This window comes from Rhizobium sp. 10PS4 (assembly GCF_032464805.1).
GTDB classification, from domain to species: Bacteria; Pseudomonadota; Alphaproteobacteria; order Rhizobiales; family Rhizobiaceae; genus Rhizobium; species Rhizobium laguerreae.
This window is the reverse complement of the sequence record NZ_JAWDIW010000011.1, coordinates 124,914-138,737: the sequence shown is the minus strand read 5'-3', so window position 1 is coordinate 138,737 and position 13,824 is coordinate 124,914. Positions and strand designations below refer to the sequence as shown.

General features: G+C 59.3%; 16 protein-coding genes. 6 read left to right on the top strand and 10 right to left on the bottom strand.

What is annotated here, in order from left to right; genetic code table 11:
* Positions 1-15: 15 nt before the first annotated feature.
* Together RWJ89_RS21530 and RWJ89_RS21525 are read right to left on the bottom strand one after the other, a co-directional pair.
* Positions 16-411, bottom strand: coding sequence for a VOC family protein (locus tag RWJ89_RS21530; protein WP_222011098.1), 396 nt, complete (start codon positions 409-411; stop codon positions 16-18).
* 95 nt (positions 412-506) lie between these two features.
* Positions 507-935 carry a Tautomerase enzyme gene (locus tag RWJ89_RS21525; RefSeq protein WP_222062110.1) on the bottom strand — a complete coding sequence of 143 codons (429 nt, stop codon included), beginning with the start codon at positions 933-935 and terminating at the stop codon, positions 507-509.
* A 120-nt stretch (positions 936-1,055) separates the two neighbouring features.
* Between RWJ89_RS21525 and RWJ89_RS21520 the strand changes: the two genes are divergently transcribed.
* Entirely contained in the window at positions 1,056-1,655 is a 600-nt protein-coding gene (locus tag RWJ89_RS21520) for a TetR/AcrR family transcriptional regulator (protein ID WP_222062114.1), read from the top strand.
* Positions 1,656-1,728: 73 nt separating this feature from the next.
* Here RWJ89_RS21520 and RWJ89_RS21515 read toward each other — a convergent pair whose 3' ends face one another.
* The 6 genes from RWJ89_RS21515 to RWJ89_RS21490 all read right to left on the bottom strand — a co-directional run bounded on the left by RWJ89_RS21515 (position 1,729) and on the right by RWJ89_RS21490 (position 7,790).
* Complete coding sequence (locus tag RWJ89_RS21515; protein ID WP_222062116.1) at positions 1,729-2,742, bottom strand: sensor histidine kinase; 1,014 nt, start codon at positions 2,740-2,742, stop codon at positions 1,729-1,731.
* Positions 2,742-3,446 (bottom strand): response regulator transcription factor, encoded by a 705-nt coding sequence (locus RWJ89_RS21510; RefSeq protein ID WP_222011101.1) that lies wholly within the window; start codon positions 3,444-3,446, stop codon positions 2,742-2,744. Before RWJ89_RS21510 ends, RWJ89_RS21515 begins: the two co-directional genes overlap by 1 nt.
* Before the next feature lie 47 nt (positions 3,447-3,493).
* The gene (locus RWJ89_RS21505) at positions 3,494-4,984 is read right to left on the bottom strand and encodes a DUF4153 domain-containing protein (protein WP_222011102.1); all 1,491 of its coding nucleotides are present in this window, start codon (positions 4,982-4,984) and stop codon (positions 3,494-3,496) included.
* A gap of 357 nt (positions 4,985-5,341) precedes the next feature.
* A complete protein-coding gene (locus RWJ89_RS21500) occupies positions 5,342-6,634 on the bottom strand; it encodes a helix-turn-helix transcriptional regulator (RefSeq protein ID WP_168282393.1) in 1,293 nt (430 codons plus the stop codon).
* A gap of 86 nt (positions 6,635-6,720) precedes the next feature.
* On the bottom strand, positions 6,721-6,909 hold the full coding sequence (locus RWJ89_RS21495; protein WP_168282391.1) for a hypothetical protein: 189 nt from the start codon (positions 6,907-6,909) through the stop codon (positions 6,721-6,723).
* A gap of 167 nt (positions 6,910-7,076) precedes the next feature.
* Positions 7,077-7,790: an Ig-like domain-containing protein gene (locus RWJ89_RS21490; protein WP_222011104.1), complete on the bottom strand. Its 714-nt coding sequence runs from the start codon at positions 7,788-7,790 to the stop codon at positions 7,077-7,079.
* A gap of 452 nt (positions 7,791-8,242) precedes the next feature.
* Between RWJ89_RS21490 and RWJ89_RS21485 the strand changes: the two genes are divergently transcribed.
* The 4 genes from RWJ89_RS21485 to RWJ89_RS21470 all read left to right on the top strand — a co-directional run bounded on the left by RWJ89_RS21485 (position 8,243) and on the right by RWJ89_RS21470 (position 9,517).
* The gene (locus tag RWJ89_RS21485; RefSeq protein ID WP_222062119.1) at positions 8,243-8,395 is read left to right on the top strand and encodes a hypothetical protein; all 153 of its coding nucleotides are present in this window, start codon (positions 8,243-8,245) and stop codon (positions 8,393-8,395) included.
* 40 nt (positions 8,396-8,435) lie between these two features.
* Entirely contained in the window at positions 8,436-8,672 is a 237-nt protein-coding gene (gene rpsU / locus RWJ89_RS21480; RefSeq protein WP_003538346.1) for a 30S ribosomal protein S21, read from the top strand.
* 62 nt (positions 8,673-8,734) lie between these two features.
* Complete coding sequence (locus RWJ89_RS21475; RefSeq protein ID WP_168269210.1) at positions 8,735-8,929, top strand: hypothetical protein; 195 nt, start codon at positions 8,735-8,737, stop codon at positions 8,927-8,929.
* Between the two features lie 108 nt (positions 8,930-9,037).
* Positions 9,038-9,517, top strand: a complete 480-nt coding sequence (locus RWJ89_RS21470; protein ID WP_222011105.1) for a pyridoxamine 5'-phosphate oxidase family protein — start codon at positions 9,038-9,040, stop codon at positions 9,515-9,517.
* Positions 9,518-9,735: 218 nt separating this feature from the next.
* On the opposite strand, the gene RWJ89_RS21465 is transcribed toward RWJ89_RS21470, so the two are convergent.
* Positions 9,736-10,644, bottom strand: a complete 909-nt coding sequence (locus tag RWJ89_RS21465) for a LysR family transcriptional regulator (RefSeq protein WP_221985377.1) — start codon at positions 10,642-10,644, stop codon at positions 9,736-9,738.
* A 107-nt stretch (positions 10,645-10,751) separates the two neighbouring features.
* Here RWJ89_RS21465 and RWJ89_RS21460 point away from each other — a divergent pair, with 107 nt between their 5' ends.
* Positions 10,752-11,627, top strand: a complete 876-nt coding sequence (locus tag RWJ89_RS21460) for an aldo/keto reductase family oxidoreductase (protein ID WP_131664871.1) — start codon at positions 10,752-10,754, stop codon at positions 11,625-11,627.
* A gap of 32 nt (positions 11,628-11,659) precedes the next feature.
* On the opposite strand, the gene RWJ89_RS21455 is transcribed toward RWJ89_RS21460, so the two are convergent.
* On the bottom strand, positions 11,660-13,819 hold the full coding sequence (locus tag RWJ89_RS21455; protein ID WP_131664870.1) for a peptidase domain-containing ABC transporter: 2,160 nt from the start codon (positions 13,817-13,819) through the stop codon (positions 11,660-11,662).
* Positions 13,820-13,824: the final 5 nt, after the last annotated feature.

Here is a 13,824-nt window from a genome sequence, read left to right as displayed (position 1 = left end):
ATGGACAGCACATGCTCACGCCAGGCAATCAAGCATCCACTGGACTCCAAAGCGATCAGTGAGCTTACCATAATAGCTTCCCCATGGCTGGACGGCGAGTGGTGTCGTAATCTTGCCCCCCTCGGCCAGCCGTGCGAAGAGGCTGGCGGTACTGCCTCGGTCGTCCATGATCAGCATATGGGCGGAACCTCGCATCGGCTCGGCATCGTGATTGTCCGAGGCGAAGAACAGAATACCAGGTCCTTCGAAACGAGCGTGCATCACCTTGCCCCGCATGGCTTCGCTGGCAACGGGCATCCCGTCTGCGCCGTGGCGCTCCAATTGCGTGATCCGGCCAAGCCCGCATTCGGCATAGAAGGCGAGCGCCTCTTTGCAACCGGTGGAAAAGAACAGATAGTTGGCAAGCTGCATGGTCTGGCTCCGTCAAGGCGCCGGACCGCGACGCCCTGGTATCGCCGGCCCGGCATTGCATCAAGTCTGAGATTTCCGAGCGTACGCCGCGATCGTTACGAGGCGGCAACCGCACCCTGGATGGCGCCGACGAGATCGGCATTGTTATAGCTGCGGCCGGCGATACCCCAGGCCCCTTCAGGCGCGTAGACGATGTTCGACCATATATGCTCGCGCTTGAGCCGGCCTTCGGCGGCCTGTTCGATGACATCGGCCGCTTTTTCGAAGAAAGACTGTTTTGCTTCAGCGCTCACCAGCGCTATCTCGGGCAGCTTGAGCTCAACGAAGGCTGCAGCGATCGGCTCTCCCGCCGCAAGTACATGTTCCCGCGGCAGCACGTTGATCGTGCCGATAATATTGGCTGTCATGAAGTCATTACCGGTCAAGCCGGCGGCATCGAGCAACGCGTCTGTCAATCCGGCAAAGGCTTGGGCCTGAGCCCGCTGCGAAAGCAGGCCTTCGGGTACGGTGAGCGTGATGGGCATCGCATGTCTCCTTGTTTGAACCGTGACCGTTTTTGATATATACCGATCACTCTTTATGCATACACATCGATCACTCTCCTAGCAAGAAATAAAGAGTGATCACTCTCAAAAGGGACATGCATGCGATACAGTGCCGAACATAAGCAGGAGACCCGAACGCGCGTCATTGCCGCGGCTGGACAGGTTTTCAGAAAGGAAGGCTATGGCGGTGCGGGCATCGATGCATTGACCAAGGCGGCAGGCGTGACCAACGGTGCCTTCTACGGACATTTCAAGTCCAAGGGCGAAGCCTTTCGCACCGCCGTGCTGACGGGCCTCGAAGATCTGCGGCAAGGAATTGCGGCGCTAAAGGCCAATCACCCGAAAGACTGGCTGACGACATTCGTCGGCTACTATCTCGGCTATAAAAGAACCTGCGACCTGGCCGAGAGCTGCGCTCTGCCGAGCCTTTCCCCCGACGTCATGCGCGCAGACGATGAAACACGAAGCGCCTATACGGCAGAACTCAAACGTCTCATCGAGGAAGTTGCGGTCGGCTTGCCGGAGGGTGAGATACCGGGTCAATCCAAAAGGCGCCGGGAAGATCAGGCGATCTTGCTGCTCGCCATGCTCAGTGGTGGTGTGACCCTCGCCCGCGCTGCTTCAGACCCGGCGCTGTCCAAACGCATTGCAGATGTCATCGCGCAGGCTGCATTGACGACGATAGAGCCTGGAAACTGATCCACTGGCTTGGCGACATCACCTTGCTCAGGGGACGCCTTTCCGAGCAATGTTCCGATCAGTCTCTGGAACGTCAGCTCGGTCCGGGGATGGTGATTTCGAACTCGGTGCCGGCGCTGGTCGTCTTCACCAGGCGGATCGTACCGCCGTGGGAACTCAGCATGGCGTGGACGATACTGAGGCCCATGCCGGTACCGCCCTGTTCGCGGCGGGTTGAGAAGAACGGCTGAAAGATGCGTTGGCGATTGGCCTCGCAGATACCGCTGCCGTCGTCGCGGATAAGAATGACGGCTGTTCGGCCGTCGGCCGATACTCTGAGTTCCAACAGCGTGGCGCCGTGCTGAAGAGCGTTTTCGGCGAGGTTGGCAAAGACGATGCCGGCTGCTTCCTGGGGAAGAGCAACCGATATTTCCGTATCGCCTGTGCCGGAAATATTGAGAGCGGGAAATCGCCCGCGCAGTGAGGATATGATGTCCGTGACGCTGCTTCTGCCCTCGGCCACGGGCGTTTCCGCCTGCGCAAGTTCCCTCAGCCGCTGCAACAATGCATCGAGCCGGACGGCATCGGCGACGATGTTGTCGAGAAACTGCAAACGCTGCGCCTTCGTCATCGGCCTTTCGGCATCGTCATCGCGCAAAAGCTCTGCCGCACCGCGGATGGCCGTCAGCGGCGATTTCAGTTCGTGGGAGACATGGGCAGCAAAGGAGCGAACATATTCGGTGCGATCGACCAGTTTTCCGGCGAGATCGAGGAAGCTTTGCGACAGGACGGCGATCTCGCGCGTTCCATAGCTTTCCAGCGGCCGGATCGCTCCCTTGCCGCCTCGGGCGATCTCTTCCGTCCGGGCGATCAAAGCGTCGATAGGCCCGGTGATGGTGCGGGTCAGCACATAGGCAACACCGAGCGTCAGGATGAAGGCGACGACGAGGGCGCCGATCTCCGCCGGTGCCATCCGGTTCGAACTCGCCTCCACGGCACAAAACCAGATGACGATCAGGATCGGCAGCGCCATGACCGCGAGAAGCACGACATAGACGATCAGCGCCAGCGTCGGCCGCCACTTCGTCCTGACTTTCGGTGCCGACATCAGGCCTTCCTCCCGATGTCGGCGGCGAGCTTGAAACCGATGCCGTGAACGGTTGCAATGATCGCGGAACCGCCGACCGCCAGGAACTTGGCCCTGATGTTGCGGATATGGCTGTCGATCGTCCGGTCAGCGACATAGGTTCCGGCGCCATAGGCCGCCTCCATCAACTGTTCGCGGCTGAAGACCATATCGGGGCGTGACAATAATGCATCCAGGATTGCGAATTCGAGCGCTGTCATTGCGATGGTGCTCTCTCCAAACATGACCGTCCTGCCACGCCGATCCAGGCTGAGTTCACCGGCGACAAGGGTGGCGTGGCGTCTGTCAGCCCCCACTTCATTGCTGCTGCGCTTCAAAATCGCCTTGACCCTAGCCACGAGTTCGCGCGGACTGAACGGCTTGGTGACATAATCGTCCCCGCCGATTTCGAGACCGAGCACCCTGTCGATCTCCTCGTCGCGCGCCGAAAGAAACAGGATCGGCAATGCCGACGTCTTGCGGATATGGCGACAGACCTCCAGGCCGTCCATGTCGGGCATGCCGATATCGAGGATGATGAGATCGATGTTGCCGCGGCGGAAGGCCGCCATCGCCTCGGTGCCGTTGCGGGCGGCCATCGATGCCAGGCCGGCGCGCTCAAGGGCGAAGCAGATCACGTCGCGGATATGAGGTTCGTCATCAACGATGAGAATGCGGGGCGCCATCACCAGTCCTGCATTGGTTTGTCGTGCCTGTTGTTATCGTTCTCGTTCTATCTTGCAATGGGAGCCAGAAGATAACTCCCCAACCGCGCCGCCCGGAAGGTCCAGTTCCGCCAGTCCCGCCGGCGCATCTCAAAATTCCTGGCGAGATAATGCCGAACAGTCGCAGCTTGGCTCCTCTGCTCGATCAGGTGATCCGGCAGCTTGAGGAGGTAGAGATCGAGCGCCGGAATGACGGAAGGACCGAGCGAGGAGAGATAATCAAGGTCGAGCGGCGGGCCTTCCTGGCTGATTTCCTGACTGTGGACGACATTGAAGCGGGCGATGACATCAGGGAAGTCGATGAAGGCGCTGATATAGAGCACCGCAATCAGCGAAGCGAGGTTCGTGGCGATCAGCCACTCGTTGGATCGGTCGAGCAGAATGCGCAGCAGGATCAAGACGAGGCCGACAGCGACGATGCCCATCCAGAGGCCGGCGGCGACGCGCAGCTCCGTCAGCGAATAGGCCTCGACGTAAAGTCCAAGCCGCAGAATCGAGGACAGGCAGAGAAGGACGTTCTGGCCTATCCAGGCATGGACGAGGCCGCGGATCAGCGAACTTTGATCGCCAGGCCCGCCGCGACGCATGGCGAGGAGAACGAAACCGGCGGCCAGAAGCGCCGTCGCAATCAGCGGATAGGCGCCGCGATGAGCATATTCTGCGTGACTCATGTGATCGGGCAGGTCTGCGCCGCCCCAGAGATAGACGAGATCGAGAAGTGTCTGCACGGCAAAGAGCGCGTTGAAGAGGAACAGCGACCGCAGCAGGGAGGCCTGGCCGAACGGTGCATTTCTGGTCGGCACGATGACGAACGCCCTGCTGGCTTGCGACCTCGCAGCGCGCCGCTTCAGGCGCGGCCGCAACATCGCCCAGACCACAGTAGCGATCATCATCCAGAAGCCGATCCGCCAAAGGTCGAGAAACTGCAACAGAACGGCAAAGCGGATGCTGCGCAGCGCGATCTCGATCAGCGGGTTTGCAGCCGCAAAGAGGAACACGAAGACTGCGGCGAGAGCGAGCGGCATGATCCAGAGGCCGACGCCCTGCCAAACGACGGTGAAGGAGAAACGTCTGGCCGGCGTCTTAAGATATTTCCTAATATCGTCGGCAAGCCGCAAGGGAATGACAAGAGTGAAACGGAGAAACACCAGCGGCAGACCGGTCAGACTGCGAGGCATAAGCCTGGCGACGATGAGAGCAACCGCTATCAGCGCGCTGAAGCAAAGGGCGATGCCGGTTAATGAGGGCGCTTCCAGCAGAGGTGCCGACGCCAGAACCGAGAAACCAAACAGGAGAGCAGCCATTGACGGCGCTCGGATCTTCCCGGCCGAAAGTAGAATGCCGACGCAGACGGCGAGCGCAAACAGGAAAAGGTTTATCCCGGACATCTGACCAAAGATCATAAAATCAGCCAGCGCCACCAGCGCAGACAGCGTGGCAATCCGGCTACTGCCACGCCTGATGGGCTTTGCTTCTGTCAGCGTGTCGGTTGTGTCCATTGGTGCTCCTCTCGTAGATGCCGTTTTTCGATCACGATGAGCATGGTTGCTGGGGTCTCCTCGGAGGCGGTCCCTCGAGGCCAGCTCGCCTCCGTCAGCCACCATCCGTCATTGCGGAGGCGATCCGGCAACGCCGGACGGTGTGGTGCGAGGGGGATGTCGTTCTTGCTCATGGCGGAAGAATGCCGCGCCGGATTGCAGATTTTGTGCAGAGAGTGAGCAGCAATTCAGGAAAATCACCCGGACCTATGGGGTCACGCAGCGGTCTCTCCAGACCATATCTCCCGCGTGAAGATGGCTACTGCATAATTCAGAGTGCTACAGCGTTCTTTGCGGCTCTCGCAAAAGACGTAGAATTTACGATTGCCGCGGACGGCTCTTTCCATTCGTGCGGGACGGCGTCGCCGGCCTGTTTCCGGCGATCGGGATCGAGGCAATCAGCCTGGCGAGCGCCGCCTGGGATCGTACCCCCGTTTTGCCAAAGCATCGGCCGGTGTGGGTTTTTACCGTGTTGGACGAAATTCCAAGAACCCGGGCAATCTCGGGCAGATTCATTCCGCTGCCGACCAGTGCGGCGACACGGGTTTCGGCTTCGGTCAGGCCGAAGATGTGTTGCAGTTGTTGCGCTTGCCGACGCGTCTTCGCTTCCGGATCGACGATATGAATGAGGACGCGCGCTCCGCTATCAACCGCATCCCATATCGAAACCGCTGTCGGTGCAAGCGGCGTGATCATCACCAGATAGGGCGGCAAACCCGATGGCCGGGAGATCGACAATGCCCCGTCGAAAGGCGTGTCTTCGCCATCGGCTATCAGCAAAGCCTGACGAATGGCGTTCACTAGGCGGGTGGATGTCTTCGAAATATGGGCGGCAAGCGAGGGTCTCTCGGATCGGCTGAGAAAAATGCCGTCAGCCTGCTTGAGCAGTGCTTCGGCTGCCGCATTCAAGAGAAGGACGGCACCCCGACTATCGATCAGCACGGCCGCATCCGCGATTGCATCGATCAGCCGTTGCGGCAATTCGGGTGCGCGGGCGATCCGGTTTACCTGAAAGGAAAGATCGATCGCCCGCGCCATATGCGGGCTCAGCCGCTCTAACCGCGCTGCCGCTTCGACAGCGTGCTCGTCTTGTTGACGAGACAGGAACAGAGCGACACCGCCAATACCTCCCCGCTCGTGCAGGCTGGCATGCGGCAGGAAGAGCTGATTGAAGATGTTTTGAGGCTCGCAGATATCGGCATAAAAGGCCGAATGCCGGACGGCCTCGGCATCGATCAGCTTGTTGCCGACCGCGATCTCGCCCGGCCTTACCTTCTCGAACGCACGGGCATAGGGATTGCCCGTGTAATGCTGAAGATAGAGCGCATTCAAATCTTCACGCATGCGGCCGGGGATCAGAAAGCTGCCGCGGCCATCAGGCGCCTGATAGACAATATTTCCGGCGACAGCACCGACGTAATCAACGATCGCGCACAGCGTATCCGGCCATAGTTCTGAACGGACCGCCGCCTGATAGACAGCATCAACGATATCGACATGATCCATATCAGCGCCGCTCGTTTTCACGATGATGGTTCCGCCAAATGCAACGATCGCACCATTTCGATTACTGCCCAAAAGTCTAAGGAGAGGCAAGATAGCGAGCGTCACCCGATCAGGCGATATCTCGCGCCGTCTCGTTCACCGAATGACTTACCGGGATTTGTGAGAAGATCGTTGAAGAAATGGGGAAGGCCTCATCTGAACCTTGGCGCGCGTTTGGCATTGTGAAGCAATTCGGAGGCGGTCGCGAACGGCCCGAAGAGTTTGAGCAGCAGCGCTTGTTCCTCGATATCTATGCGGTGACGAGCGCAGAACTCGGTTACGGACCAGACTTTCGTCAGATCGTCTGTCTCGATTTGCTTGGGTTCGATGTGTTCGGTCAAGGGCGTGTCCTCCGAACTTCGAGACTACGCCTCCCCCGCGTCTATAAGAACTAGCTAAAAAGGATTATATACCGGCGTCCCGCCGGGCCTTGTATCAGAGTGGCGAATATGCGGACGCCCGCCGATTGCGCGGCGGGCGTCGTGTCTCACTGATCTATCGCTGCGGATCAAACACCGACGCCGTCGGGATGAGCATCCGTGCCGGTGATGTTGAGCGTCACCTTGGCAGCGTCCGTGTGGCCTTCGCCATCGGAGATCTTGTAGTAACGGAGAACTTCCGTGTACGTCTGACCTGCATCCAGATCGGAGGTCAGTTCATAGGTGAATGTGCCATCCGCCTTGACGTGGAACATGCCGTAGGTGCCGGCAACGTCGGTAACGGCGCCATCCTTGCCGTCTACCTGCTCGGTCAGGAACTGACGCAGGAACATCTTGCCGTTGTCGCCGGCAATGTCGTTATCCAGAACGTTACCGCCGATGGCGTTGCCTTCGGTGAAGCTGAAGGTATCGTCGACTGCGATCGGCTTGGTTACGCCCTGGATGTTCAAAGTGAACAGGCCGACGTCGGTGTGACCGCTGCCGTCGGAGATCTTGTACGAAACCTTCTCCTGGAACGATTCGCCGTTGGCGAAACCGATCTTGGCAGCGTCGCTCAGGACATAGGTGTAGCTGCCGTCCGGCTTGACGAAGAAGGTACCGTAATCGCCCTGGATTTCAGTAACCTGGCTGTTGCCGCTCTTGGCGCCAACACTTGCGCCATCGAATGCGCGCAGGAACAGGTGGCCGTTGTCGGAAGAATCGTTGGAAAGCAGGTTTCCGGAAATAACATCAGTTTCTTGAAATGTTGCACTATCATCAGTTGCGTGTATCGGCGAAGCCATTGCACTCTCCTCAAATTGTTTATTGGCGGGTCAATTTCGACCTCAGCGAGCGGCTCCTTTAACAACCTATTAATACTACAAGTCAATGGCCTATTTAACAGAAGGTTAATTTCGATGGCGATCTTCGCGTTGCTTCCATTCCGGCTGAATAATGTCACTCTCGCGCAAAATTGAGGAAAATTCGGCAAAAACTATACCCGGATAACTTGAATAAAATGGCGCCGAGTATATCTGAAGGCGATTGGCGGTGCCCGCGCCAACCATCCGGGCTATCCGTTGCAATTCTGCTCGCCGAGCCCTATGTTGCAGATGTACCCGATCCAAGCGGAAATCCAAGCCGTTGCCGGCTGCTGATTGAGACGCTTATGCATCGGCGCGCGCCTTAAGGCTGCGTGATGGGCAATCCCACAAACAATCGATAACGCCGGCCAAGGCCGGCAAAGGATTTCTTTTTGAACAACACACATACAGCCACCGCGGTTGCGGCGGCGAATCCGCGTGAGGATGACGAGGCTGTCCGCAATGCTCCCAGGAGCTGGAAGCCGTTTCCCTGCCTTCTCACCCGCCGCGAATTGCAGGCTCTGATCGCCGAGCAGCTCGACTGAGTGGCGATCGGCGCACCATCCCAAACAAGGAGAACTCGAAATGCAGGTACTCGTCCGAGACAATAATGTCGATCAAGCGCTCAGAGTCTTGAAAAAGAAAATGCAGCGCGAAGGGCTGTTCCGCGAAATGAAGGAACGGCGCGCCTATGAGAAGCCGTCCGAACGGCGCGTCAGGGAAAAGGCACAGGCGATCAGCCGACATCGCAAGGCTGCACGCAAGCAGATGCAGCGTGAGGGCCTGCTGCCCGGTCCGAAGCGGGCGGTGGCCGCCCGTTAACGGCTTTATCCTCGCCAGCCTTTCCGGGCCTTGGCGGTTACATTCCCCTGAAAGGACAGACAATGGACGAACTCAATAGCCTCACCGTTTCGGAAGAACGCCTCGAGGATTGCCGCGATGTCGTGGAGCCGGATCTGCAGGATCTGATTCAACGCGCTCTGACATCGGGCTTTTCCCTGGAGGAAGTTCTCATCGCCGTCAGCGAACTGGTCGCCGAAGACTTCGCAATTGTCATGAAAACCCCAAGCGTCCATTGATCGACTGCGTGCCTCGATCACCCTGGGAATCGGCTCGTGAGGCCCGCCGACTGGGAACATCGGCCGCGGCAGATGGTTACTTCGTCTCTTGCACAGATGGAGATGACGATGGCCAATCAAGACGATGCGACACGAGTATGGGAATTGATCGACAAGATCGGGTTTTGCATGCTGACGACCCGCAGCGGCGACGATCTGCGAGCCCGCCCGATGTCCGCCTATACCGCGCAGCTCGAGAATGCGATCTATTTTCTGACGGATGTCGGCAGTCACAAGGACGATGAAATCACTCGCTGGCCAAACGTGTGCCTCGCCTTTGCCGACACCAAGGGACAGAAATATGTTTCCGTATCGGGGAGGGCCGAAGTGCAAAACGACCGGGAGAGAATCAGGGAATTATGGGCGACGCCGGCAAAGGCCTGGTGGGACAATCCCGACGATCCTTCCATCCGTATCCTCAAGATAACGCCGGCTTCGGCCGAATATTGGGACAGCCCGGGCACGATCATCAGCTATATCAAGATGGCGGCCGCAGCAGTCTCGAACAGCAAACCTGATATGGGCGACAATGCCGAGGTCAAGCTCTAAAGCGCGTCGCGATCTTTCAGATTCGCGTGCCGCGCTTTAGGTCTTTGTTTTCCGCATGTCTTTGCCGCAAAACCGCTGCACACTTTTGCGAGAGATGCTTTAGCGCATCGTCGGCCATTAAGGCCGCTTACAGCGCCGCATCTTTTAGACGCGCAAAGGATGCTGTAAACCTTGAATTGCGACACCATTTTATCCCTAGATCGATTCCGGCTAAAGAATTATGCCGGAGCCGATGCCTTGACAAAGTCGATGAATGCCCGGAGCGGCGCCGGTACCAGCCGACGCCCGGGATAGTAGAGGAATGGCCCGGAGAAACGCTGCCACCACGGTTCGAGGATGGGCTCGAGCGCGCCACTGTCGATATGCGGGCGCAGCCAGTCCTCGAAGAGGCAGACTATCCCTGTTCCTGATATCGCTGCATCGACGGCCAAATCGGTCGCCCCGCCGACCCGCACGATCAGCGGCCCCGTCGGGTCCACTCGCACTATCTCGCCATCGCGCTCGAACTCCCACGGCGCCGTCATCGCGCCGCTGGCAAAGCGACCCAATAGACAGGCATGGCCGAGCAGCTCGCTCGGATGTTGCGGCCGGCCACGGCGATCGAGGTAGTCCGGGGAGGCTGCGATGGCAAAGCGCTGGACGCGTGGCCCGATCGGTATCGCGATCATATCCTGCTCCAACCGCTCGTCATAGCGGATGCCGGCGTCGCAGCCGGCCGCGATCACGTCGACAAAGCTCTCGTCGGTGACCACTTCCAGCCGAATATCGGGATAGGCGGCAAGGAACGGCGGAACGATGGCGGGCAGCACCAGCCGCGCCGCGCTGACCGGCACATTGAGGCGTAGCGCACCGGCCGGCCTGTCGCGAAAACCGTTGACGACGTCGAGGGCAGACTCCACCTCGCTCAAAGCAGGGCCGAGCCGCTCCAGCAAGCCTTTGCCCGCTTCGGTCGGGACGACGCTGCGTGTCGTCCGGTTGAGCAGCCTGACGCCGAGCTGGCCCTCCAGGCGACGCACCGCTTCGCTGAGGAAGGAGGCGCTGCTGCCACTGACGCGCGCGCCTTCGCGAAAACCGCCGGCACGCGCCACGGCAACGAAGGCATTGAGATCACTCAGATCTGCTTTCACTGTTCGCCACTCCGCACAGCCTGTGCGGATTATAGCCAATTTTCACACGCTCCGACAATGCTTATCTTGAGCCTATCTTGGCGTCATCTCTTGAAAGGAGTTAGATCATGTCCACTATCGATCAGTCCGGCACGTTCAACCTCGGCGGCCGCAGCGTAAAGCGGCTCGGCTATGGCGCCATGCGGCTTGCCGGGCCTGGCGTATTTGGCCCGCCCAAGGATCATGGCGCGGCCTTGGCTGTGCTGCGAGAGGCAGTCGCGAGCGGCGTAAACCACATCGATACCAGCGACTTCTATGGCCCGCACGTCACCAACCAGATCATCCGCGAAGCGCTGCATCCCTATCGCGACGATCTCGTCATCGTCACCAAGATTGGCGCCCGGCGCGGCGCGGATGGATCCTGGATTCCGGCCTGCTCGCGCGAAGAGCTGACGGAGGCAGTACACGACAACCTCCGTAATCTCGGCCTCGATGTGCTTGATGTCGTCAATCTCAGGATCATGTTCGACGTGCACGGTCCGGCCGAAGGGTCGATCGAAGCGCCCCTGACGGCGCTCGCCGATCTCCAGCGGCAAGGCCTGGTGCGTCACGTCGGGCTGAGCAACGTCACATCCAAACAAATCGCCGAAGGGCGTGGGATCACTGAGATCGTCTGCGTGCAGAACCAGTACAATCTGGCGCATCGGAGCGACGACAGGCTGATCGACGACCTCGCGCGCGACGGCATCGCTTATGTGCCGTTCTTCCCGCTCGGCGGGTTCAGCCCGCTGCAGTCGTCCACCCTGTCCGATGTCGCCGCACGCCTTGAAGCCACGCCCATGCAGGTGGCGCTCGCCTGGCTGCTGCATCGCGCGGAAAATATCCTGCTGATCCCCGGCACTTCGTCCGTCGGCCATCTCAGGGAGAACCTCGCCGCCGCCTGGCTCGCGCTGCCGGATGAGGCTCTCAAGCAGTTGGACGGCGTGGCTGGCAGCGCCGCTTGATGCAATCCGAAACCAGGCGCGACGTCACGCTCTCAACGCGTGCTCAGGCTTTCGCCCAGTTGCAAGCTGATGACTTCCTTTGGCGGACCGAGAGGTCGCAGGCCTTCGCCGTCCATGTAAAGAACCCTGTCGGCGGCGGCGATGGTTTCCTGCCGGTGAGCGACGACGATGCGGGTAATGCCGAGTGAGCGTATGGAATGATTGACGCGCGCTTCGTTGGCGGCGTCCATGTGAGATGTGCCTTCATCCAGGAAAAGCATTTTCGGCTTTCTATAAAGCGCGCGCGCCAGCAACACGCGCTGCTTCTGGCCGCCGGAGAGGCTCGATCCCATGTCGCCGACGAGCGTTTCATATTGCATCGGCATTTTCATGATCTCGTCGTGAATTGCCGAAGCGCGTGCGGCATCGGCAATGGCTTCAAGATCGGCCTGCTCGGCAAACAGCGTGATATTGTCCGCTATGGATCCGGCGAAGAGATTGTCGTCCTGCAGGACGGCTGCGATCTGGTCGCGAAAGCTCTTGTGACCGAACTGCTGGAGGGGAAGACCGTCGACGGCCACCTCACCGGATTGAGGCAACAGCAGCCCGAGCATCACCTTGAGGAGCGTCGATTTACCCATGCCCGACGGCCCGGTGATGGCCACATGTTCGCCGGCTTCAACGGAAAAGTCGATCTCCTGGAGAACGAGGGGATCGGTTGGAGAATAGCGGTAGGAAACGCTTTTGAGCTCCATCCGTCCTTTTAATTCCGTGACGGCCATGGAACTGGGGGCAAAGCTTCTGTCATCCTCGTCCAAGGCGATATCGGCCAAGCGTTCCAGATGCAGCCGTAGCATCAAGAACGCCATGCCCTGATCGACGAGATTGCCGGCCTTTTCGAGGAACTGACCTTTATAGGCGAGGTAGGCGAAAACCATGCCGACGCTGAAGCCGCCATTCATGACGAAGCCGATTGCGAGATAGATGGTGACGACATTCTCCAGGCCGAACAACAAGGCATTGCCGGTCGTTTGCCAAATGCCGATGCGCGAGGAGCGGATGTTGGCATTGACGGCATCCGTCAACAATGTCTGCCACATGGCATGCCGCATCGTTTCACCATTGTAGAGACGAAAGGTCTGGATACCGCGTATCGTCTCGATGAGCGCCGTCTGTTCCTTGCCGTGCGCGATGATACTGCCTTCCTGGGCGCGGCGCTCGAACGAGAAGGATATCAGGCGAACGACGAAATAGAGGAAGAAGGCGGTCAGCGCGATCATTGCAAGCTTGGCGCTGTAGAAGAACATGATCGCCAGCGTCGTCAGCGCGAGCAACCCGTCGACCAACGTTCCAGCAACACCTTCCGTCAGCATCTTCTGGATCGGCGTCACCGACTGGAAGCGGGAGAGAATGTCGCCGACCTCCCGCTTCTGGAACCAGTCGAGCGGCAAGCGGAACAGTTTCCTGGCGATGTTCGAGGCGATGCCGAAGCCCAATGCCGAGCCTGCCGCCAGGATCACGAAGGAGCGAAGGAAACTCGCGCTCGCATTGAACGCGGTGAACAGCCCAAAACCAAGCGCAAGCACGGCAAGCAGATCGTGGTCGAGCGCCGGCAGCGCGTTGTCTATGCCGATCTGCAAGTAGTAGGGCAGGGCAAGCACATAGATCTGCAGCACGACACTGAGGACGATGACCTGGAGGAATGAACTTCCAAGCCCGTTGATCCGCGTCCAGAGCTGCGACCAGCGCAACACCGTACGCTCCGTTTTCTTCTCGAATGCTTCGTTTGGCCGCAACTCCAGCGCAACGCCGGTAAAGTGGTCCGAAACCTCAGACATTTGAAGCCATTCACTGCCGCCAGCAGGGTCGTGGATCAGCGCCTTGTCGCCGGAAACCCGCTCGATGACGACGTAATGGTTCATGTTCCAGTGGAGGATCGCCGGCAATGCGAGATTGGGCAGCTCCTCCAGCGGCAGCTTGACGGCGCGAGGCAGGAGGCCGACCTGGTCTGCGATCTTGATCAGGCTCGACAGCGGGGCTCCTCGAAATGATGGGGTGAAACGTCGGCGCATCGTCGCCAGATCAACGTCGTGCCCGTAAAAGCTCGCCATCATTGCCAGACAGGCCAGACCGCATTCGCTGACCTCATTCTGACGAATGAGACGAATCCGTGAGGTTGAAAAGAACCCGGCCTGAAGTGCTCTAGCAGACAATCGCG